This is a genomic window from Crenobacter intestini, from assembly GCF_004919095.1.
In the GTDB taxonomy this organism is placed as follows: Bacteria; Pseudomonadota; Gammaproteobacteria; order Burkholderiales; family Chromobacteriaceae; genus Craterilacuibacter; species Craterilacuibacter intestini.
Genome location: NZ_STGJ01000015.1, coordinates 17,798 through 36,112 on the forward strand (window position 1 = coordinate 17,798; position 18,315 = coordinate 36,112).

The window sequence follows — 18,315 nt, forward strand, 5'->3', positions numbered from 1 at the left end:
CAAGGAAACCACCATGAAAATCAGCTTCAGTCCCGAAGACGAAGCCTTCCGCGAACAAGCCGCGCGCTGGCTCGCGGAAAACCTGACCGGAGAATTCGAGAAGTTGCGCTTTCGCGGCGGCCCCGGCGACGAACACAGCTTCATCGACGAGCGCCGCGCGTGGGAAAAACGGCTGGCCGCGGGCGGCTGGGTCGGCGTCGGCTGGGCGACGGAAGACGGCGGGCGCGGCGCGACCATCTCGCGCCAGGTGATCTTCGCCGAGGAATACGCGCGCGCCGGCGGCCCGGGCCGCCTCGGCCACATCGGCGAGGGCCTGGCCGGGCCGACCATCGCCGCCTTCGGCACACCCGACCAGAAGGCGCGCTACCTGCCGCCCATCCTCAGGGGCGAAGCGCTGTGGTGCCAGGGCTACTCGGAACCTGCCGCCGGCTCCGACCTCGCCGCGGTCGCCACCCGCGCGCGCCTGGGCGACGACGGCCGCTGGCGCATCAGCGGGCAGAAGGTGTGGACCTCGCTCGCCCACCTGGCCGACTGGTGCTTCGTGCTGGCGCGCACCGACCCGGCGTCCAGCGGCCACCTGGGCCTCGGTTTCTTCCTGGTGGCGATGGCCCAGCCGGGGGTGACCGTGCGCCCGATCGAGCAGATCACCGGCAGCAGCGAATTCAACGAGGTGTTCTTCGACGAGGCGGTGGCCGCCGACCTGCTGGGCGCACCGGGCGACGGCTGGAAGATCGCGATGGCGCTGCTGGGCTTCGAGCGCGGGGTGTCGACGCTGGGCCAGCAGATGCAGTTTCGCGGGGAGCTCGACGAAATCATCCGCGTGGCCAAGGACAACGGCGCGGCGCAAGACCCGGACATCCGCGCCCGCATCGCCGAGGCGCAGATGGGGCTGACCGTGATGCGCTACAACGCGCTGCGCATGCTGGGGGGTGACGCGGAAGAAACCCGTGCGGCGCTGGTCTACAAGCTGCACTGGGCCAGCTGGCACCGCAACCTCGGCAAGCTGGCGATGGACGTGCTGGGCGAGGCGGCCGAGTTGTGCGACACCGCCCCCTACGGACTCACCCGCTTGCAGTCGCTGTTCCTGTTCACCCGCGCCGATACCCTGTACGGCGGCAGCAACCAGATCCAGCGCAACCTGATCGCCGAGCGGGGTTTGGGCATGCCGAGGGAGGCCAAGGGGCGCTGACACATTCGCCGCCGGAAGGCGGCGAAGTTCTTTTGGGGAGCACACAACTGCTTGCCTCTATAGCGCAGACTAAGCCTGATTTTGCGTGGATGCAGACACCTGCCCCTCCACCGCCAGATGGGCAAGCAAGCGGCTGACCTCCTCCGCCCACATTTCGCGAGGGTGCCGATGATGGTGAAAGCGCAAAAAGCACAGCACCCAATTGACATATTGCTGCTCGATACGTAGGCTGTAAACTCGCACCCGCAAGGCATCGCACAGCACATCCAGTAAACATGGCGCGGCAGTCCCATCTGACTGTGCACTTTCAGGCATTGGCAACCCCAATGGCTTGTAAAACAATGAGAAACCCACGCGTCATGCCGAGTTATACACACAGACAAAACAAATATACACCTGCAAAGGTGTATATTTCACGTTAGCCGCGAGAAACCCACATGAGCGCTGCCGAAGAAATAAAGAAGGAACTCAAGGCTCTACTGGATAGCCAGACAGAGTTAATGGATCTTGCAAAAGACAACAAGGACATAATCAAGTTCGGCACAAAATACCAGGCGTGGTATTCCCGCGCCTACAAACTAGTTGAGTCCCTAGCGCCGGAACGGCTCAACGAGTTCACTAGCTACTACCTCATCGATCCAAAAAGAAAAGTTAGCGATGCTAGCAACTATGTAATACAAGATTACGTCAAGGGAATCGGTGCGCGTACGAATAGTTACGACAAACCACTTTGGGACACCAATAACACCGTAATGATCCGGGTAGTGAACCAAATGCAAATCATTGCTTCGCTGTCGTCACGAATCGACAGTGTATTGCAAGATGTCACTGGACACCTTTTTGCAGAACTACAAGATTCCGAGCTTCATGCCGCAACACAACTCAAGAAGGTAAGTAAACGTGCGTCTGGCGCATTGGCTGGTGTGGTACTTGAAAGACACCTTCAACGAGTGGCTGCTAACCACAAGATCACGATTGGTAAGAAAAACCCCACCATATCTGACCTGAATGATCCGCTGAAAAACAAAGGGGTCTACGATACTCCAGCATGGCGCAAGATTCAGTTACTTGCCGATATCCGAAATATCTGCAGCCACCAGAAATCGACGGAACCTACTGAAGAGCAAGTTGATGAACTCATTTCTGGCGTCAATTCGGTGATCAAAAGTGTTTTCTAATGCGACTAACAATGCCATCAACCCGGACGTGCAAAAGCGCCGCTTCGCTCTGCTTTTGCACACCGGTTATGGAAAACGTTAGCCAAGATGAAAGGAAAACAATATGAGCGAAGAAAATTGCAATGCAGCATTGTAATGCCTAACCTTTCGGTCAACGTGACAGCCCAAAACTACGCTTTGGGTTCCCTCCGCTGCTTTGCAGCACCGGCTGCACGTTACCTCCAACGTTAGAGGCATGAGGTACTCATACGGGAACGAGCCACAGTCCCTAGCTTTCGTTTTATACGCACGCCAAATAAAAGCCGCCCTCAGGCGGCTTTTGTGTTGGATGCAACGAGCAAGCACCCCTCAATCCGGAAACGCCACCGTCACCGCGTCGGTTTCGGCGACCGCCTGGCAGGCCAGCGTCCAGCCTTCGGCGAGATCGGTTTCGTCCAGCGCGGTGTTGGCGTGCAGCTTGACGCTGCCCTCGTTCACCTTGCACATGCACGACGCGCAGCCGCCGACGCGGCAGGAGTGCGGTGCGCGCAGGCCGGCGCGGTCCATCGCGGCGAGCAGGAATTCGCCGCTATTGGCCTCGATGCGGTGCGTCTCGCCGTCGAGCAGCACGGTAAGCGCCACGGCGCGGGCGGCCTCGCCGCCGGTCTGCGGCGCGGTGGCCACCTCGTCTTCGCCGGGCAAGGAGACAAAGCGTTCGACATGCACGCGTTCGCGCGCGGCGCCAAGTTGGGCCATCGCCGCCTCGGCCGCGTCCATGAAGGGGGCCGGCCCGCAGATGAAGGCTTCGGCGTTCGCGAAGGGCCGCGCGAGCGCGGCCAACTGCGCGGCGCTGGGCACGCCCTGCACGCTGTCCAGCCAGTGCACGACGGTCAGCCTGTCCGGGTAGTCGGCGGCCAGGCTTTTGAGCGCGTCGCGGAAGATCACCGAACGTTCATCGCGGTTGGCGTACACCATCAGCACCCTGCCCTGGCCACTGGCGAGCGCGCTACGGGCAATCGAGAACACCGGGGTGACGCCGCTGCCGCCGGCGAACAGCAGGAAGTCGCCGGCGTAGCTTTTCGCGGTGAACACGCCGGCGGGGGCCAGCACCTCCAGCGTGTCGCCGGCCTTCACCTTGTCGCACAGCCAGTTGGACGCGCGCCCGTCGGCCACCCGCTTGACCGTGACGCGCGGCGCGTCGTCCAAGCCCGGCGCCGAGGCGAGCGAGTAGCAGCGCGGCAGGGTGCCGGCTGCATGCGGCACGCGCAGGGTGAGAAACTGGCCGCTCTTGTAGGCGAAGGCCTCGGCCAGCGCGGCGGGCACGTCGAACACCAGCGACTTGCTGTCGTGCGTCTCGTCGATCACCCGCGAGACGGTCAGGCTGTGGTAGTGGCTCATCGGGGTTTCCCTGTCGTTGTTGTATGGGCGGTGCTTACAGGCTCATCAACAGCTGGCCGCTGTCGACACGCACCTCGCTGCCGCTGATGGCGCGCGCCTCGTCGGAGGCGAGGAACAGCACCACATTGGCGACGTCGCGCGGCAGGCACATGCGCGCCAACGGGTCGTGGTCGATGGTGAAGCGGCGCATGTCGACGCCCTTGGGGTAGAGGTCGGCGGTCAGCGGGGTCAGGATGCCGTCCGGGTGCACCGAGTTGCAGCGGATGCGGTAGCGCTGCTTGCGGCAGTGCACGGCGACCGAGCGGGTCAGCGCGGCGACCGCGCCCTTGCTCGCGCTGTAGGCGGCGAAGGTGTCCATGCCGCCCAGCGCCGCGACCGACGACATGTTGATGATGGCGCCGCCCCTCTCCTTCAGCGCTTCCACGCCGAACTTGCAGCCAAGGAAATAGCCGTCGGCGTTCACGCGCATCACCTTCTGCCAGGCGTCCAGGCTACAGTCCTCGATGCTGGCCGGCGGGCAGATCGCCGCGTTGTTGACCAGCACGTCAAGCTTACCGAACCGGCTGAGTGCCTTGTCCATCACCGTGCGCCACGCGGCCTCGCTGGCGATGTCGTGTGCCACGAACAGCGCGGCGTCGCCGATCTCGCGCGCAAGTGCCTCGCCCGCCTCGACGTTGACGTCGGTGATCACCACGCGCGCGCCCTCGGCGGCGAACAACAGCGCGTCCTCGCGGCCGACGCCGCTGGCGCCGCCGGTGATCAGCGCGACCTTGCCGGCGACACGGCCCTGTCTTGTGTTTTCAGTCATGCGGTCAACTCCTTGCAGTGAGCCTCGGCGTACGCGGCGACGGCGTGGCGCGCGGCGCGGCGGCCGCTGAACACGCAGTCGGCCAGCGATAGCCCGGACAGGTAGATGTTGGACGGGATGCCGGCCGCGGCGCGCCCGGCGGCGTACAGGCCCTTGATCGGCGTGCCGTTGCCGCGCAGCACTTCGCCGGTGGTTTCGGACACGGCCAGGCCGCCCAGCGTGATCGACGAGAGCGGGAAAAACTTGAAGTGCGGCGACAGATCAAGCGCGTACCACGGCCCGCGCGTCAGCTCGCGGCGCATGGCGGGGGACTTGCCGACCTCGTCTTCCTGCTCGCCGCGCGCGGCGCGGTTGTTGGCGTCTATGGTTGCGGCGAGCACGGCAGCGTCCATGCCCAGCTTGCGCGCGAGGCCGTTGAGGGTGAACGCGCGCGTGCAGCCCAAAAGCATGCCCGCCAGCGCCGGCCACTTCTGGAAGCCCCACAACTCCTTGCCGAAGCATTCGCGGATCGCCTGAGCGCGCAGGCGTCTGTCGAGCAGCAGCCAGGCGCGGCCGCCCTGCTCTTCGATGATCGCGTTGCCCAGCGTCGAGCCGTACACCTCCTCGTTGCAGAAGCGCTGGCCCCGGCGGTTGACGGCGACGCCCATCGGCCACGCGTAGGGCGGCGAAATGAAGCGCCACGCCGACACCTTTTCCATGCGCGAGGTCGCGCCGCCCGCCGCCTGCCCCAGCCGGATGCCCGAGCCGTCGCAGCCGGTGCTGCCGTTGCGCCAGTTGGCGAGGTATTTGGGCGCGTGCTGCTCGAGCATCGCGCGGTTGAACATGAAGCCGCCGCTGGCGAGCACCACGCCGCCTGTCGCGCGCACGCGCACGGGCTTGGGGTGCGCAAGCTCGATCTGCAGCGTCTCGTGCCTGAGCGACTCGGCAAGGTTGGGGTTGAACGGGTACTTGAGGTTGGCCTCGCGGTGCGCCGCAGTGTGCCGCTGGGCGGCCGCCGAGCCTTCCGGCAGCCGCCACACCTCGGCACCGACCACGCGGCCCGCGCGGTCGGTCAGCAGGCGGCGCACCGCGGCCTGTTTCCACACCGTCGCGCCGTGCGCGCGCACGCTCTTTTTGAGCGCCGCGTACAGGGTGGCGCCGCTCTGTCCAGCCGACACCGTGCGGTGGCCGCGCATCGCGCTGGGGTGGCGCCCGGCGCGCGCAAGCACCGTCTCGTTGCCCGAGTAATAGAGGAACACGCCGTCCGGCGGGTACGAGGTCTTGCGTTTGGGGGTGGTCGACGCGAAGCGCGCGCCGTGGGTCTCCAGCCATTCCAGGTTGGCGGCGCTCTCTTCGCAGAAGCGCGCAAGCGTAGCAGGAGAGACCGCGTCGCCGACCTCCTGGCTCAGGTACTCGAACATCGCCTCCGGCGTGTCGGCGATGCCGGCTGCGCGCTGCTGGACGGTGCTGCCGCCGGCATATTCCACGCCACCGGAGAGCCGGCTTGAACCGGCGGCGCCGAAGCCGGCGACCAGCACGCCGGTGATCGCGTCCCACGGGTAGCTGTCGACGTCGTCGACCACCTCGGGCGGGTAGACTTCGCCGCTTAAAGCCTGCTGGCGGACGGTCCAGTGTTTGCTCAGCATGCGACCGCCGCCGTGATCGTCGCAGTAACCGGTGCGCGCTCGGGCAGCAGGGCCAGATGTTTGGCCGCGCGGTAGCCGAAGGTCAGCGCCGGGCCGAGCGTCGAGCCGGCGCCCGGGTAGGATGGCCCCATCACCGACGCCGAGGTGTTGCCGATCGCGTAGAGGCCGGCGATCGGCGCGCCGCGCTCGTCCAGCACCTGCGCGTCTTCGTTGGTCAACAGGCCGCCCTTGGTGCCGATGTCGCCGGCGTCTAGCCTCATCGCGTAGAAAGGCCCCTTGGCGATCGGCGCGAGGCACGGGTTGGGCTTGACGCTGGCGTCGCTGTAATAGCGGTCGAACACGTTGCCGCCCTTGCCGTAGTCGCGGTCAGTGCCACTGGCGGCGTCTTCGTTGACGCGCGCGACGGTGGCGGCGAGGCCGGCCGCGTCGACGCCGATCTCTTTGGCCAGCTCTTCCAGCGTGTCGGCCTTCCAGTACACCACGCCTTGCCAACTCTTGCGGTCCGGCACGACCTGGCCGGGCATCAGCGGGCCCATCGGGTACTTGTGGCGGAAGTCGGCGTCGAAGATCAGCCACGCCGGCACGCAGCGGCCGTTCTCGCGGTGGCGCGCGTACATCGCGGTGACGAATTCGAGGTAGGGCTTGGCCTCGTTGACGAAGCGGCGCCCCTCGCCGTCGACCGCGATGCAGCCGGGCAGGCTGCGCTCGGCGAACAGGCCGGTCTGCGCGGCCTGCTTGGGCACGTGGATGGTCGGCGCCCACCACGCCCAGCCCATCAGGTCGGTCGCGGCGCCCAGCGCCTGCGCGGCCAAGAGCGCGTCGCCGGTGTTGTTGGGCGGGGTCACCCCCCACGCGGCCTGGCTGGGCGCGGGCAGGTACTGGTCACGCAATGCCTGGTTGCGCTCGAAGCCGCCGGCGGCGAGCACCACGCCGCGCCGCGCGCGGATCTCTACGCGCTTGCCGTTCTGTGTGGCCACCACCCCGCTCACCCGGCCGCCCTCGAACGACAGCGACTCGAGCGCCGTCTCCAGGTAGAGCGGCACCTGGCGGGTGAGCAAGCCGTGCCGTAGCCCAGCCACCAGCGCGTTACCCAGCGCCAGGCGGCGGTCGGTGCGCCGGCCCAGGCGTTTGCGGGCGCGGAAGTCGAGCGCGAAGCGCAGCATCAGCTTGGCGAACAACAGCTTCCAGCCCTTTTCCTTGGCGAGCATGCGGTGCGCGTCGCGCGCGGTCATCGCCACCTTGCCCATCAGCAGCGTCGAGCTGGACGGCTCGCGCAGGCGGGCAAGTTCCTCGCCGAGCAGGCCGCCGTCGAACACTTCCGGGTCCATGGTGCGCCCGCCCTCGCGCGCGCCGGCTAGCGCCGGGTAGTAGTCGGGGTAGCGGTGGCACGCCGCGTAGCGCAGCCGCGTCGCCTGTTGCAGGTACTCGACCATCTCGTGCGCGGTGTCCACATAGGCGACCAGCCGCGCGTCGGCGACCTGGCCTTGCGCGGCGACGCGCACGTAGCCCAGCACCGCCTCGCGGTCGTCCCTGATCTGCTTGTTCAGCGGGATCCAGATGCCGCCGCCGGAGATCGCCGAGGTGCCGCCGTAGCGGTCGCTCTTCTCGATCAGCGCGACCGACAGGCCCTCGTCGTGCGCGCGCAGCGCGGCCATCATCGCGCCGGCACCCGAACCGACCACGACGACGTCGAATTCCTGTTTCATGTTTGCCTCCTGGCGTGGCCCCCGCAGCCCTGCGGGGGCGGTTGGGGGACGCTTACAGGAACGGGTCCGGCGTGACCTCGCCCTTGAGCAGGGTGGCGGCCATGCCGCGGCCGAACATGTCGGTGTTGTTCGCGATATGCGCGCGGCCGGTCATCATGTCGAGGAAGATGCGGGTCAGCGGGTTCTTGCGGTAGGTGCCGGCGCCGCCGCAGCTGCGCAGCAACTGGTTGGTCAGCTCGCCGGCCTGGTAGGCGGTGCGGGTGACCTGGTAGCGCCACTGCATGCGGGTGTTCGGGTCCGGCAAGTTGCCGGCCTCGGCGGCGGCGTAGATGCGGCGGTAGTGCTCGAGGCGCAGCGTGCGCATTTCATCAAAGCCGGCGAGCGCCTGCGCAAAGGCGAGCTGCGCGTTCGGGTCTTCGATGGCGCGGTTGCCCATGTTCTTGCCGACCAGCGGGGTGACGAAGCCCTGGAACGCGTCGCAGGCGGCCTTGAGCGCGCCGATGCACGAGTTGGACACCGCCGGGATGAACATCTGCGCGAACGGGATGCGGTAGAGCGGCGCGGTATTAAGCACGCGGCCCGGGTGCGAGGCCTCGTCGTGGCAGTTGGTCGCGTGGGTGCGGTGCACCGGCACGAAGGCGTCCTCGACCACGATGTCGTGGCTGCCGGTGCCCCTCAGGCCGATCACGTCCCAGTTGCGTTCGATGCGGTAGTCGGACTTGGGCAGCAGGAAGGTGCGGTAGGTGTCGCCCTTGCCTTCACTAGGCTTGAGGTTGCCGCCGAGGAACACCCAGTCGCAATTCTCGCAGCCAGTCGAGAAGCTCCAGCGGCCGCTGATGCGGTAGCCGCCTTCAACCTCGGTCACCCGGGCTACCGGCATATAGGTCGACGCGACCAGCGTCGAGTCGTCGTCACCCCACACGTCGCGCTGCGCCTCGTCCGGGAACAGGCCGAGCTGCCACGGGTGCACGCCGACCACGCCGTACATCCACGCGGTCGACATGCAGCCCTCGGCCAGCGTCATCTGCACTTCGGCGAACACCGCCGGCGGCAACTCGTAACCGCCGTAGCGCTTGGGCTGCAGGATGCGGAAGAAGCCCGCCTCCTGCATGTCGGCGATGGTCTCGGCGGGGATCTTCAGCTCGCGCTCGGCGCGCTCGGCGCGCTCCTTGAGCGCCGGCACCAGCGCACGAGCGCGGCGGATCAGTTCTTCTGCGGTGATTTGCGTCATGGCGTTCTCTCCTGGCTTGGCAAGCCCTTGTCGGCTGTAGGCCATCGTTCCACCACGGCGCAAGCGCGGAATCGTCTGATTGGATTAGGGCTGCGGCAAGGTGCGCGCCGCGAGGCTACGCCAATCGGACGATTCGCCGCCGCCTACCCGCCGCGACACTCAGAACCGTCCCATAGCGCGCGGAACCACCATGAACGTCTACCCCTCCCCGATCCCGGTCGGCCGCTTCGTCACGCTTGACGACGGCCTGAAGATCCATTGCCTCGAATACGGCCAGGGCGAACCCGTGCTGTGGCTGCACGGCAGCGGCCCCGGCGCCAGCGGCTACAGCAACTTCAAGGGCAACGCGCCGGCGTTCGCCGACGCCGGTTACCGCAACCTGGTGATCGACCTGCCCGGCTTCGGCCTGTCCGACAAGCCCGAAAACGTAGCCTACGACCTCGACTTCTTCGTCGGCCGCGTGACGGCTTTGCTTGACGCGCTGGACATCCAGCGCTGCACCCTCCTCGGCAACTCGCTGGGCGGCGCCATCGCGCTGGGCCTCGCGCTCGCCCACCCCGAGCGGGTGCGCGCGCTGGTGCTGATGGCGCCGGGCGGCGTCGAGGAGCGCGAGACCTACTTCACGATGCCGGGCATCGTGCGCATGGTCGAAACCTACGCCAAGGGGCCGATGGGGCCGGCCGAGATGCGCCACGTGATGCAGTTGCAGCTGTTCGACCCGTCGCTGCTCACCGACGCGTTGATCGCCGAGCGCGCCGCGATCGCGCCTTCCCAGCCGAAGAATTTGTTCTCGACCATGCGCGTGCCGAACATGACTGCGCGCCTGAACGAACTCGCCTGCCCGGTATTCGGCTTCTGGGGGCAGGACGACCACTTCAACCCGGTCTCGGGCGTGATGAAGTTCCTCGCACACACGCCTAACGTGCGCTTTACCGTGCTCAACCGCTGCGGCCACTGGGTGCAGGTCGAGCACGAGGCGCTGTTCAACCGCCAGTGCATCGACTTCCTGAAGGAGCTCGCATGAACCACGCTCTGACCGACGAGCTCGCCCGCGAGCTCTACGCCGCCTTGCAAGGCGCGCGCACCCTGCCGCCGCTCAAGGGCCGCCACCCGGCGCTGACCGTCGACGACGCCTACCGCATCTCGCTTGCCATGCTGCGCCTGCGCGAGGCCGACGGCGAACGCGTTGTCGGCAAGAAGATCGGCGTCACCTCCAAGCCGGTGCAGGAGATGCTTGGCGTGCACCAGCCGGACTTTGGTTTCCTGACCGACCGCATGCACGTCGACAACGGCAGCACGGTCAGCCTGTCGGCTGCCCGCCTGATCCAGCCGCGCGCCGAGGGCGAGATCGCCTTCATGCTCAAGGCCGACCTGCAAGGCCCCGGCGTCACCCGCGAGGACGTACTCGCTGCGACCGAGTGGGTCGCGCCTTGCTTCGAGATCGTCGATTCGCGCATCGCCAACTGGCAGATCGCGATCGAGGACACCGTCGCCGACAACGCCAGTTGCGGCGTGTTCGTGATCGGCGACACCCACACGCCGGTGGCCGGGCTGGATCTCGCCATGCTGCGCATGGATATCGAGAAGAACGGCGAGCATGTCGCCAGCGGCTACGGCAGCGCGGTGCAGGGCCACCCGGCCGAGGCGGTCGCCTGGCTTGCCAACACGCTGGGCGGTTTCGGCATCCCGTTCAAGGCGGGCGAGCTGATCCTGTCCGGCTCGCTCGCGCCGCTGCTGCCCATCCGTGCCGGCGACCGCTACACCATGCAGATCGACGGTCTGGGCGGCGCCTCGATCGCGTTTACCGAGTGAACAAGGAGGAGAACATGGACAAGATCAAGTGCGCGCTGATCGGGTCGGGCAATATCGGCACCGACCTGATGTACAAGCTGTTGCGCAGCGAAGTGCTGGAGCCGGTGTGGATGGTCGGCATCGACCCTGAATCCGAGGGTCTCGCCCTCGCCCGCGACAAGGGGCTGAAGACCATCGCCGAGGGCGTGGCGGGCTTGCTCCCGCACGTGAAGGCTGACGGCATCCGCATCGCGTTCGACGCGACCAGCGCCTACGTGCACCGCGAGAATTCGGACGCGCTGACCGCGCTGGGCGTGAAGGTGATCGACCTCACCCCCGCAGCGATCGGCCCCTACTGCGTGCCGCCGGTCAACCTGGCCGAGCACCTGGCCGCCAACGAGCCCAACGTCAATATGGTGACCTGCGGCGGCCAGGCGACCATCCCGATGGTGTACGCGGTCAGCCGCGTGCAGCCGGTGGCCTACGCAGAGATCGTCGCCACCGTCTCCAGCCGCTCGGCAGGCCCCGGCACGCGCAAGAACATCGACGAATTCACCCGCACCACCGCCGGCGCGGTGGCGAGCATCGGCGGCGCGCGCGAGGGCAAGGCGATCATCGTGCTCAACCCGGCCGAGCCGCCCTTGATCATGCGCGACACCATCCACTGCCTGACCGACGAGACGCCCGACGAGGCGGCGATCACCGAGTCGGTACAGCAGATGGTCGCCGAGGTGCAGCGCTACGTGCCGGGCTACCGCCTGGTCAACGGCCCGGTGTTCGACGGCAAGCGCGTGTCCGTCTACCTGGAAGTGGCGGGCCTGGGCGACTACCTGCCGCGCTACGCCGGCAACCTCGACATCATGACCGCTGCCGCCTGCCGCACCGCCGAGGCGCTGGCAGGCCGTATGCTCAAGCTCGACACCCTGTAAGGAGCGCTCGATGAACCTCACCGGCAAGAAAATCACCGTCCACGACATGACGCTGCGCGACGGCATGCACCCCAAGCGTCACCAGATTTCGCTCACGCAGATGGTCGACATCGCACGCGGCCTCGACGCGGCCGGCGTGCCGCTGATCGAAGTCACCCACGGCGATGGACTGGGCGGCGCCTCGGTCAACTACGGCTTCCCGGCGCACAGCGACGAAGAATACATCTCGGCGGTGGTCGGCACCGTCAAGCAGGCGCGCGTCTCGGCGCTGCTGTTGCCCGGCATCGGCACCGTCGACCACCTGAAGATGGCGCACGAACTGGGCGTTGCGACCATCCGCGTCGCCACCCACTGCACCGAGGCCGACGTCTCCGAGCAGCATATCGGCATGGCGCGCAAGCTAGGCCTAGACACCGTAGGCTTCCTGATGATGGCGCACATGAACACGCCGGAAGGCCTGGCTCGCCAGGCCAGGCTGATGGAAAGCTTTGGCGCCAACTGCATCTACATCACCGACTCGGCCGGCTACATGCTGCCGGACGACGTGAAAGCCCGCATCCGCGCTGTGCGCGAGGTACTTTCTGACAGCACCGAGATCGGTTTTCATGGCCACCACAACCTGGCGATGGGCGTCGCCAACTCGCTCGCCGCGCTGGAAGAAGGCGCGACGCGCATCGACGCCGCCGCGGCAGGGCTTGGCGCCGGCGCCGGCAACACCCCGCTCGAAGTGTTCATCGCGGTGTGCCAGCGCATGGGCATCGAAACCGGCGTCGACGTGTTCAAGATCTCCGACGTCGCCGAGGACCTGGTGGTGCCGATCATGGACTTCCCGATCCGCATCGACCGCGACGCGCTGACGCTGGGCTTTGCCGGCGTCTACGGCTCCTTCCTGCTGTTCGCCAAGCGCGCCGAGGCCAAATACGGCGTCCCCGCCCGCGAACTGCTGCTCGAGATGGGCCGGCGCGGCATGGTCGGCGGCCAGGAAGACATGATCGAAGACACCGCGCTGACGCTGGCGAAGGCACGCGGCTTGCGCTGAAAACGGGCGGCGGCCTGTTGAGCAGCAGACAACCCCGGCCTTGCGCCGGGGTTTAACTTATCAAATCAACAAAATACTCATAACCAGAAGAAATAGCTATGTTGCACAAGCCAGCTCCCAGCTAGGAACATAATTCATTTAATCCAATCCACAAAACGATCATTCCATATAATCATACTTCACCGACTCAGGATGCATAACCCTTTCAATACCCGCATCCAACAGACCCTTCTTTAAAGCCTTGTACATCAGGAAAAAACTTGGCAACTCAAAGCCGCCCTCTCTTTTAACTTTGTTGCCATTTAGATGCAAAAGCAATTCTGACCTACCACAGGCATACAAAGGATGAGAACAAAAACCAGTAGAATAACCACCAAGCAGTGCAGCCCTCCGCCTAATTGACCTAAAAGCGACTGACAACAACCAGCCGTCAAGTTCTTTTAGCTGCCTTTCGTTATTTACCAATGGGTAAAAGCTCATCACACCCTTAAAATTAAGCCATCTCTTTCGCCCACCAAGATAACGATTTAAATCATCGCGAGACAAACCGCCATACATGTATCTTCGCACATGCATTATTGCAACAAGCAAGTTCCTATCCAATTCAAACGCACCAAACGGAACAACCTGCACAGGCTGAATTAAATTTCTATAAAAAATATAGGAAATCTGCTTTTTTATTCTTCTTTCCGCAGACTTCTTTATAGAACAAACTCCCACACCGATAGAATAACCAAGAAAGTCAAAACTATTCTTAGCATTTATCTCAGTTGCCATCCCCTCGCTAGAGAGCAAGCTTATACCATCCGACTTACCAACATTAATTCTAACCCCCACCCTTTTTGAGAAGTCCTCTATCAACTCAAAAGACTTACATATCCTAGTATAATCCTGACTCCATATAACTGTATCATCCGCATATCGCGCAAATCTTAACCCTTCCTTCTCAAGAGACTTATCCAACTGCCAACAAACCAAATTCGCCAAAAACAAAGAAATTGAAGTCCCCTGAGGAATCCCCTTGTCCCGCCCCTTTAGAAATGATTTAATGACAATCTCTTCCTCGCCACTCACAGCAAAGCCATTGACATGTAATTGATCTAACAAATAGTCATGTCGTATAGAGCCAAAAAAATCAGAAAAATCAAACTCAGCAATAAATGTTCTTGAATCTCGCTCAATATCCAGGGAAATATCCTGGATAGCAAAGTGCACATTTCTATCGTTCCTATAAGCATAAGAAAACGAACTAAACCTATGCTTGTTCTTACTCAAAAGCCTCTCGTAAAACAACCTAGAAACAGCAGCATCGGGTATCTGATATATACTTATAGTCCTATATCCACCTGAAGATTTTTGAATCAATTTCTCAATAGGAGGCACTGGAACATACACCCCGGCCTCTATTTTTCTTGCAATTGATCTCGCAATGGCTTTGGCATTAGATCTTACATAAAATGGGTTGTAAAGCCTATTAGACTCCCAGTACTCTGGAACCTTAATCTCTTTCGGCGAAGGGTTTTCTATTCTTTTCCTATTCCTCACCCATTCCTTGTGAACATTATTATGATAAGCATGATATCTCAACCTCAGCTTGTCACATTCCTTCACAATTTCACCAAAAATGCGACTTTCCAAATTCATTTCAACACCTCAAAACAAAAAGCCTGAGCGTAGCTCAGGCTTTCCACGGAAGGAACCCAGTAAAAGTAAGTTTCCAGTTTCAATGCATTGCGGAACGCACTGACCAATGCCTGAGACGAGCCCAGAATAAAGAACCATCCGTTCTTCCTCTAAGGAAGTTTTTGAACAATACCAAACGAACAATTCAAATGTCAACACGAAATTTCAGCCATAACACATCCCAAGCAATGCCTCCCTTTGTTTTTCCTACCTAAAATACAGATCCCGGCTGCTTGAGAAACTCGGTTTCCTCATCCGTCGACTCGCGACCGAGGATCGCGTTGCGGTGCGGGTAGCGGCCGAAGCGCTCGACGATGGCCTGATGCCTGAGCTCGAACCGGTAGCTGTCGTCTGTCGCGTATTGCCTGAACAACGCCTCGGCGTGCGCGTGGATCAGCCGCGACTCGCTGTGCATATAGGGCATCAGCAGGAAGCCGCGTTCGGTTTCGGCAAGCGCCGCCAGCGCGCCGGCGGCGACCGCCTCTTGCGCGAGCGCGAGCGCCATCGCGTCCTGCGCGAAAGCGAGCGGCGTGCCTCGCTGGATGTTGCGCGAGAACTGGTCGAGCACGATGACTTCGGCGAGCCGGCCGCGCGCACAGGAACGCCACGCGAACAGCTCGCCCGCCGCGGCCTGCCGCCACTGCCCGCTGAAGCGCCCGGCGAGGTGTGCGTCGAACGCCGGGTCCACCCGCCACCACTGGGCGGGGTCGACTTCACCGAACCAGAACCCCAACACCTCTTTCCACATCGCCCTCTCCTCTTGGTTGGCCATATCGCTATCGAAAACTGGCACAGAGGCCGACAGTTTGCGGCTCACTTACGTCAGCCACCCCACCGCGTAGGCTCGCGCCGTCAAAAAAGATGCTGGCGAGGTCTTAAGCTGGCCTTTGTTCGAGCGATTCGACGCTAGCGAATACCCCGCTAGGCGAATCAAAGATTCGCACGCATGGAGTTGGCCAGCGCCTCGCCAGCGTCTTTTTGACGGGGAAGTCGCGAGCCTTCGGGGGCGTTTGGGATGCAAGGGGCTTGACGCTACAAGCCCCTTGCCCGTTCGTATTCCCTCGCGCCGCTAAGCTTGCCGCGTTCGGTCAGCGCGGCAAGCGGCACTCCAACACGTCCGCGCAGCGGACACAAAACCCTAGCAGGACCTCCAAACTGACACAGGGACTCCACCATGCAAAAGGCCGGCGTTACGCCGGCCAGTGTGCTGCTCTCCCTGCAAACTTACGCCAGTGGCGGGTAGTCGTTGTAGCCGGCCTCGCCCGCCGTGTAGAGCGTCGCTCGGTCGAAGCGCGCCAGCGGCAGGCCCTCGCGCAGGCGGCGCACCAGGTCCGGGTTGGCGATGTAGTGGCGGGCGAACGACACCGCCGCGCCCTCGCCTGCGCGCACCGCCGCGTCGGCCTTGGCGCCGTCGAAACCGTCGTTGAGGATCAGCGCGTCGCCGAAGTGTTCGCGCGCCAGGGCGAAGGCGTCGATGTCGTCTCGCGGCGCGCGCATCACGTGCAGGTAGGCAATGCCGCGGCGGGCGGCGGCGCGCATCAGCGCGGCGTGGCTCGCCGCCGGGTCGGCGTCCGAAGTGTCGTTATAGGTATTGCCGGGGTTGAGCCTAAGCCCTACGCGGCCTGCGCCGCAGGCGGCGGCCATCGCGGCCAGGCACTCGTCGGCGAAGCGCACGCGGTTCTCCAGCGCGCCGCCGTATTCGTCGTCGCGCAGGTTGGTGCCGCTGCACAGGAAGGTCATCGGCAGGTAACCGCTGGTGCCGTGCAGCTCGACCCCGTCAAACCCCGCCTCCAGCGCGCGCGCGGCCGCCTCGCCGTGGCCAGCGATCACTTGTTTCACCTCGGTGGTGGAGAGTGCGACGGGGGTATCGAAGGGCTGCATGCCGGCGCGGTCGGTAAAGATCTCGCCACGCGCGGCGATGGCCGACGGCGCGACGGTACGCACGCCCTCGCCCTTGATCTGGTGGCTGCCGACGCGCCCGGCGTGCATCAGCTGCAGCACGATGCACCCGCCCGCCTCGTGCACGGCGTCGGTCACCCGCCGCCACGCGCGCACCTGCTCGCGGCTATGGATGCCGGGCTGGCGGCAGTAGGCCTGGCCTTCCGGCTCGGGCCACGCGCCTTCGGCGACGATCAGGCCGGCGCTGGCGCGCTGCGCGTAGTAGTCGACCATGGCGGTGCCGGGCACGCCGTCACCGCCCGCACGGTTGCGCGTCATCGGCGCCATCACGACGCGGTTGCTGAGTGTGAGCTCGCCCAGGGCGAGCGGGTCGAACAGGGTGGGCATGTAAACTCCTGGCCGCCCGCCCTGACGGGCAGGCGGCGTGAGGGGGGCTGGTGTTAGCGCACACGGATCTTCGGGTCGGCCGCGCCGCGGCGCATCGCCTTCAAAAAGCCGTTCAGCGGCGCCGGTGCTGCCACTTCGGGCAGCGTGTCGCGGTCAGGCCGCTGGGCCCAGAACGCCTGCCACGACGGAAACAGTTCGTGGAAGGTGCCGCGGTAGGGCTCGCGCCCCGGCCAGCGCATCTTCATGTCGCCGATCGGCGGCGCGTTCAGGTCGCTCGCGTACCAGTAGCACGGCAAGCGGCGACGGAACACCCACACGCCGTCGACGCGCTCGTAGTCGTCCCAGTACAGCATCTGCATGATCACCCACTCGCGGCCGCATTCGTGCTCGTTCTTCGAGTAGACGACGCCGACCGCGTGGTCGGGGTCGGTGAACTCGATGATGTGCTGGCCGATATGGTGCGAGGTGCCGGTGAACTGGTCGCGCAGCGTGTCGTCGACCCAGGCCTTCAGGTGCGCACGGCCGGTCTTGTCGCGGCCGACCCGGATGTCGGGCGCGAACAGGTTGACGTGCGCGTCCAGGTCGCGCATGTCGAGCGACAGCGCGTAGCGGCCGGCGAGTTGGCGGATCGACTCGAACGATTCGAGCCGGTCGATGCGTTCTTCTAGCGTCATTTCGGGCATCGCTTACTCCAGCGCGGTGACAAGGTCGGCCGCGCGGCCGCCATCGACCGACAGCACGGCGCCGGTCACGTAGCTGGCGTCGTCGCTGGCGAGGAACAGGATCGCGTTGGCGAGCTCTTCCGGGCGGCCGACGCGTTTCATCGGGATCAGCCGCTCGGTGCCGGCGCGCGTCTTGTCGTCGGAGAGCATGCCGGCGGTCGCCGGGGTCTCGACCACGCCGGGCACCACCACGTTGACACGCACGCCGCTGGCCGCGCCTTCGCTGGCCGCCGCGCGCGAGAAGTTGATCACCGCCGCCTTGGCCGCCGAGTAGCCGGCCATCCACGCGGTACCGAACAGCCCGCAGATCGACGCGATATTGACGATGGCACCGGCCGAGCCCTGCTCACGGAAGATGCGCAGCGCGCTGCGCGTGCCGAAGAAGGTGCCGTCGACGGTGGTGGTGAAGTTCGAGCGCCAGGCGTCAAGCTCGGTGTCGGCGATCGCGCCCCAGCTGTACGCCATCGCGTTGTTGACGACGATGTCGAGGCGGCCAGCCTTGGCGCGCGCCGACTCGATCGCGCCGGCGATCTGACCCTCGACGCCGACGTCGGCGACTACATAGTCGCACTGGCCGCCGCGCGCGCGCACCGCCTCGGCCACCGCTGCCAGCGGCGCCTCGCGGCGGCCGCAGATGAACACATGCGCGCCCTCTTGCGCGAAACGGTGCGCGGTGGCTTCGCCAATGCCGGAGCTGCCGCCGGTGATGAAGGCGACCTTGCCTGCCAGTCTCTTGCCCATGTCTGCCTCC

The 18,315-nt window shown here is 64.5% G+C and carries 17 protein-coding genes; 6 read left to right on the plus strand and 11 right to left on the minus strand.

Annotated features, from left to right (window positions below; genetic code table 11):
* The first annotated feature begins 13 nt into the window (after positions 1-13).
* On the plus strand, positions 14-1,189 hold the full coding sequence (locus E5K04_RS12775; RefSeq protein ID WP_136554705.1) for an acyl-CoA dehydrogenase family protein: 1,176 nt from the start codon (positions 14-16) through the stop codon (positions 1,187-1,189).
* A 69-nt stretch (positions 1,190-1,258) separates the two neighbouring features.
* Here E5K04_RS12775 and E5K04_RS12780 read toward each other — a convergent pair whose 3' ends face one another.
* Positions 1,259-1,504, minus strand: coding sequence for a site-specific integrase (locus tag E5K04_RS12780; RefSeq protein ID WP_136554707.1), 246 nt, complete (start codon positions 1,502-1,504; stop codon positions 1,259-1,261).
* A gap of 122 nt (positions 1,505-1,626) precedes the next feature.
* On the opposite strand from E5K04_RS12780, the gene E5K04_RS12785 reads away from it, so the two are divergent.
* The gene (locus tag E5K04_RS12785; protein WP_136554709.1) at positions 1,627-2,367 is read left to right on the plus strand and encodes a hypothetical protein; all 741 of its coding nucleotides are present in this window, start codon (positions 1,627-1,629) and stop codon (positions 2,365-2,367) included.
* Positions 2,368-2,715: 348 nt separating this feature from the next.
* Here the strand turns inward: E5K04_RS12785 and E5K04_RS12790 are convergent, their stop codons facing one another.
* Genes E5K04_RS12790 through E5K04_RS12810 form a run of 5 tightly spaced genes read right to left on the minus strand, consistent with a single transcriptional unit; the run spans position 2,716 to position 9,114 of the window.
* Positions 2,716-3,744, minus strand: a complete 1,029-nt coding sequence (locus E5K04_RS12790; protein WP_136554711.1) for a ferredoxin--NADP reductase — start codon at positions 3,742-3,744, stop codon at positions 2,716-2,718.
* Positions 3,745-3,778: 34 nt separating this feature from the next.
* A complete protein-coding gene (locus E5K04_RS12795) occupies positions 3,779-4,552 on the minus strand; it encodes a glucose 1-dehydrogenase (protein WP_136554713.1) in 774 nt (257 codons plus the stop codon).
* Complete coding sequence (locus tag E5K04_RS12800) at positions 4,549-6,177, minus strand: FAD-binding protein (RefSeq protein ID WP_136554715.1); 1,629 nt, start codon at positions 6,175-6,177, stop codon at positions 4,549-4,551. Before E5K04_RS12800 ends, E5K04_RS12795 begins: the two co-directional genes overlap by 4 nt.
* A complete protein-coding gene (locus tag E5K04_RS12805; protein WP_136554717.1) occupies positions 6,171-7,883 on the minus strand; it encodes an FAD-dependent oxidoreductase in 1,713 nt (570 codons plus the stop codon). Before E5K04_RS12805 ends, E5K04_RS12800 begins: the two co-directional genes overlap by 7 nt.
* Positions 7,884-7,935: 52 nt before the next feature.
* Positions 7,936-9,114 carry an acyl-CoA dehydrogenase family protein gene (locus E5K04_RS12810; protein WP_136554719.1) on the minus strand — a complete coding sequence of 393 codons (1,179 nt, stop codon included), beginning with the start codon at positions 9,112-9,114 and terminating at the stop codon, positions 7,936-7,938.
* Between the two features lie 190 nt (positions 9,115-9,304).
* Between E5K04_RS12810 and E5K04_RS12815 the strand changes: the two genes are divergently transcribed.
* Genes E5K04_RS12815 through dmpG form a run of 4 tightly spaced genes read left to right on the plus strand, consistent with a single transcriptional unit; the run spans position 9,305 to position 12,873 of the window.
* Positions 9,305-10,138: an alpha/beta fold hydrolase gene (locus E5K04_RS12815; protein WP_136554721.1), complete on the plus strand. Its 834-nt coding sequence runs from the start codon at positions 9,305-9,307 to the stop codon at positions 10,136-10,138.
* Entirely contained in the window at positions 10,135-10,926 is a 792-nt protein-coding gene (locus E5K04_RS12820) for a fumarylacetoacetate hydrolase family protein (RefSeq protein ID WP_136554723.1), read from the plus strand. The genes E5K04_RS12815 and E5K04_RS12820 overlap by 4 nt, the downstream gene beginning before the upstream one ends.
* A gap of 14 nt (positions 10,927-10,940) precedes the next feature.
* Positions 10,941-11,834: an acetaldehyde dehydrogenase (acetylating) gene (locus E5K04_RS12825; RefSeq protein WP_136554726.1), complete on the plus strand. Its 894-nt coding sequence runs from the start codon at positions 10,941-10,943 to the stop codon at positions 11,832-11,834.
* A gap of 10 nt (positions 11,835-11,844) precedes the next feature.
* Positions 11,845-12,873 carry a 4-hydroxy-2-oxovalerate aldolase gene (dmpG, locus tag E5K04_RS12830; protein ID WP_136554728.1) on the plus strand — a complete coding sequence of 343 codons (1,029 nt, stop codon included), beginning with the start codon at positions 11,845-11,847 and terminating at the stop codon, positions 12,871-12,873.
* 159 nt (positions 12,874-13,032) lie between these two features.
* On the opposite strand, the gene E5K04_RS12835 is transcribed toward dmpG, so the two are convergent.
* From E5K04_RS12835 to E5K04_RS12855, 5 genes are all read right to left on the minus strand, one after another.
* A complete protein-coding gene (locus E5K04_RS12835) occupies positions 13,033-14,517 on the minus strand; it encodes a reverse transcriptase domain-containing protein (protein ID WP_136554730.1) in 1,485 nt (494 codons plus the stop codon).
* Between the two features lie 250 nt (positions 14,518-14,767).
* The gene (locus tag E5K04_RS12840; RefSeq protein WP_136554732.1) at positions 14,768-15,304 is read right to left on the minus strand and encodes a DUF924 family protein; all 537 of its coding nucleotides are present in this window, start codon (positions 15,302-15,304) and stop codon (positions 14,768-14,770) included.
* 476 nt (positions 15,305-15,780) lie between these two features.
* Positions 15,781-16,842: an alkene reductase gene (locus tag E5K04_RS12845; RefSeq protein ID WP_136554734.1), complete on the minus strand. Its 1,062-nt coding sequence runs from the start codon at positions 16,840-16,842 to the stop codon at positions 15,781-15,783.
* Between the two features lie 53 nt (positions 16,843-16,895).
* Positions 16,896-17,525 (minus strand): nuclear transport factor 2 family protein, encoded by a 630-nt coding sequence (locus tag E5K04_RS12850; RefSeq protein WP_136554736.1) that lies wholly within the window; start codon positions 17,523-17,525, stop codon positions 16,896-16,898.
* Between the two features lie 3 nt (positions 17,526-17,528).
* A complete protein-coding gene (locus tag E5K04_RS12855; RefSeq protein ID WP_136554738.1) occupies positions 17,529-18,305 on the minus strand; it encodes an SDR family NAD(P)-dependent oxidoreductase in 777 nt (258 codons plus the stop codon).
* Between the last annotated feature and the right edge of the window lie 10 nt (positions 18,306-18,315).

Bases quoted from the DNA above. Each gene is read 5' to 3' on its own strand.
- E5K04_RS12815 (WP_136554721.1), top strand. From the start codon at position 9,305: ATGAACGTCTACCCCTCCCCGATCCCGGTCGGCCGCTTCGTCACGCTT.
- E5K04_RS12805 (WP_136554717.1), bottom strand. From the start codon at position 7,883: ATGAAACAGGAATTCGACGTCGTCGTGGTCGGTTCGGGTGCCGGCGCG.
- E5K04_RS12855 (WP_136554738.1), bottom strand. From the start codon at position 18,305: ATGGGCAAGAGACTGGCAGGCAAGGTCGCCTTCATCACCGGCGGCAGC.
- E5K04_RS12820 (WP_136554723.1), top strand. From the start codon at position 10,135: ATGAACCACGCTCTGACCGACGAGCTCGCCCGCGAGCTCTACGCCGCC.
- E5K04_RS12835 (WP_136554730.1), bottom strand. From the start codon at position 14,517: ATGAATTTGGAAAGTCGCATTTTTGGTGAAATTGTGAAGGAATGTGAC.
- E5K04_RS12850 (WP_136554736.1), bottom strand. From the start codon at position 17,525: ATGCCCGAAATGACGCTAGAAGAACGCATCGACCGGCTCGAATCGTTC.
- E5K04_RS12790 (WP_136554711.1), bottom strand. From the start codon at position 3,744: ATGAGCCACTACCACAGCCTGACCGTCTCGCGGGTGATCGACGAGACG.
- E5K04_RS12800 (WP_136554715.1), bottom strand. From the start codon at position 6,177: ATGCTGAGCAAACACTGGACCGTCCGCCAGCAGGCTTTAAGCGGCGAA.
- E5K04_RS12825 (WP_136554726.1), top strand. From the start codon at position 10,941: ATGGACAAGATCAAGTGCGCGCTGATCGGGTCGGGCAATATCGGCACC.
- E5K04_RS12785 (WP_136554709.1), top strand. From the start codon at position 1,627: ATGAGCGCTGCCGAAGAAATAAAGAAGGAACTCAAGGCTCTACTGGAT.
- E5K04_RS12810 (WP_136554719.1), bottom strand. From the start codon at position 9,114: ATGACGCAAATCACCGCAGAAGAACTGATCCGCCGCGCTCGTGCGCTG.
- E5K04_RS12775 (WP_136554705.1), top strand. From the start codon at position 14: ATGAAAATCAGCTTCAGTCCCGAAGACGAAGCCTTCCGCGAACAAGCC.
- E5K04_RS12795 (WP_136554713.1), bottom strand. From the start codon at position 4,552: ATGACTGAAAACACAAGACAGGGCCGTGTCGCCGGCAAGGTCGCGCTG.
- E5K04_RS12840 (WP_136554732.1), bottom strand. From the start codon at position 15,304: ATGTGGAAAGAGGTGTTGGGGTTCTGGTTCGGTGAAGTCGACCCCGCC.
- E5K04_RS12845 (WP_136554734.1), bottom strand. From the start codon at position 16,842: ATGCCCACCCTGTTCGACCCGCTCGCCCTGGGCGAGCTCACACTCAGC.
- E5K04_RS12780 (WP_136554707.1), bottom strand. From the start codon at position 1,504: ATGCCTGAAAGTGCACAGTCAGATGGGACTGCCGCGCCATGTTTACTG.
- dmpG (WP_136554728.1), top strand. From the start codon at position 11,845: ATGAACCTCACCGGCAAGAAAATCACCGTCCACGACATGACGCTGCGC.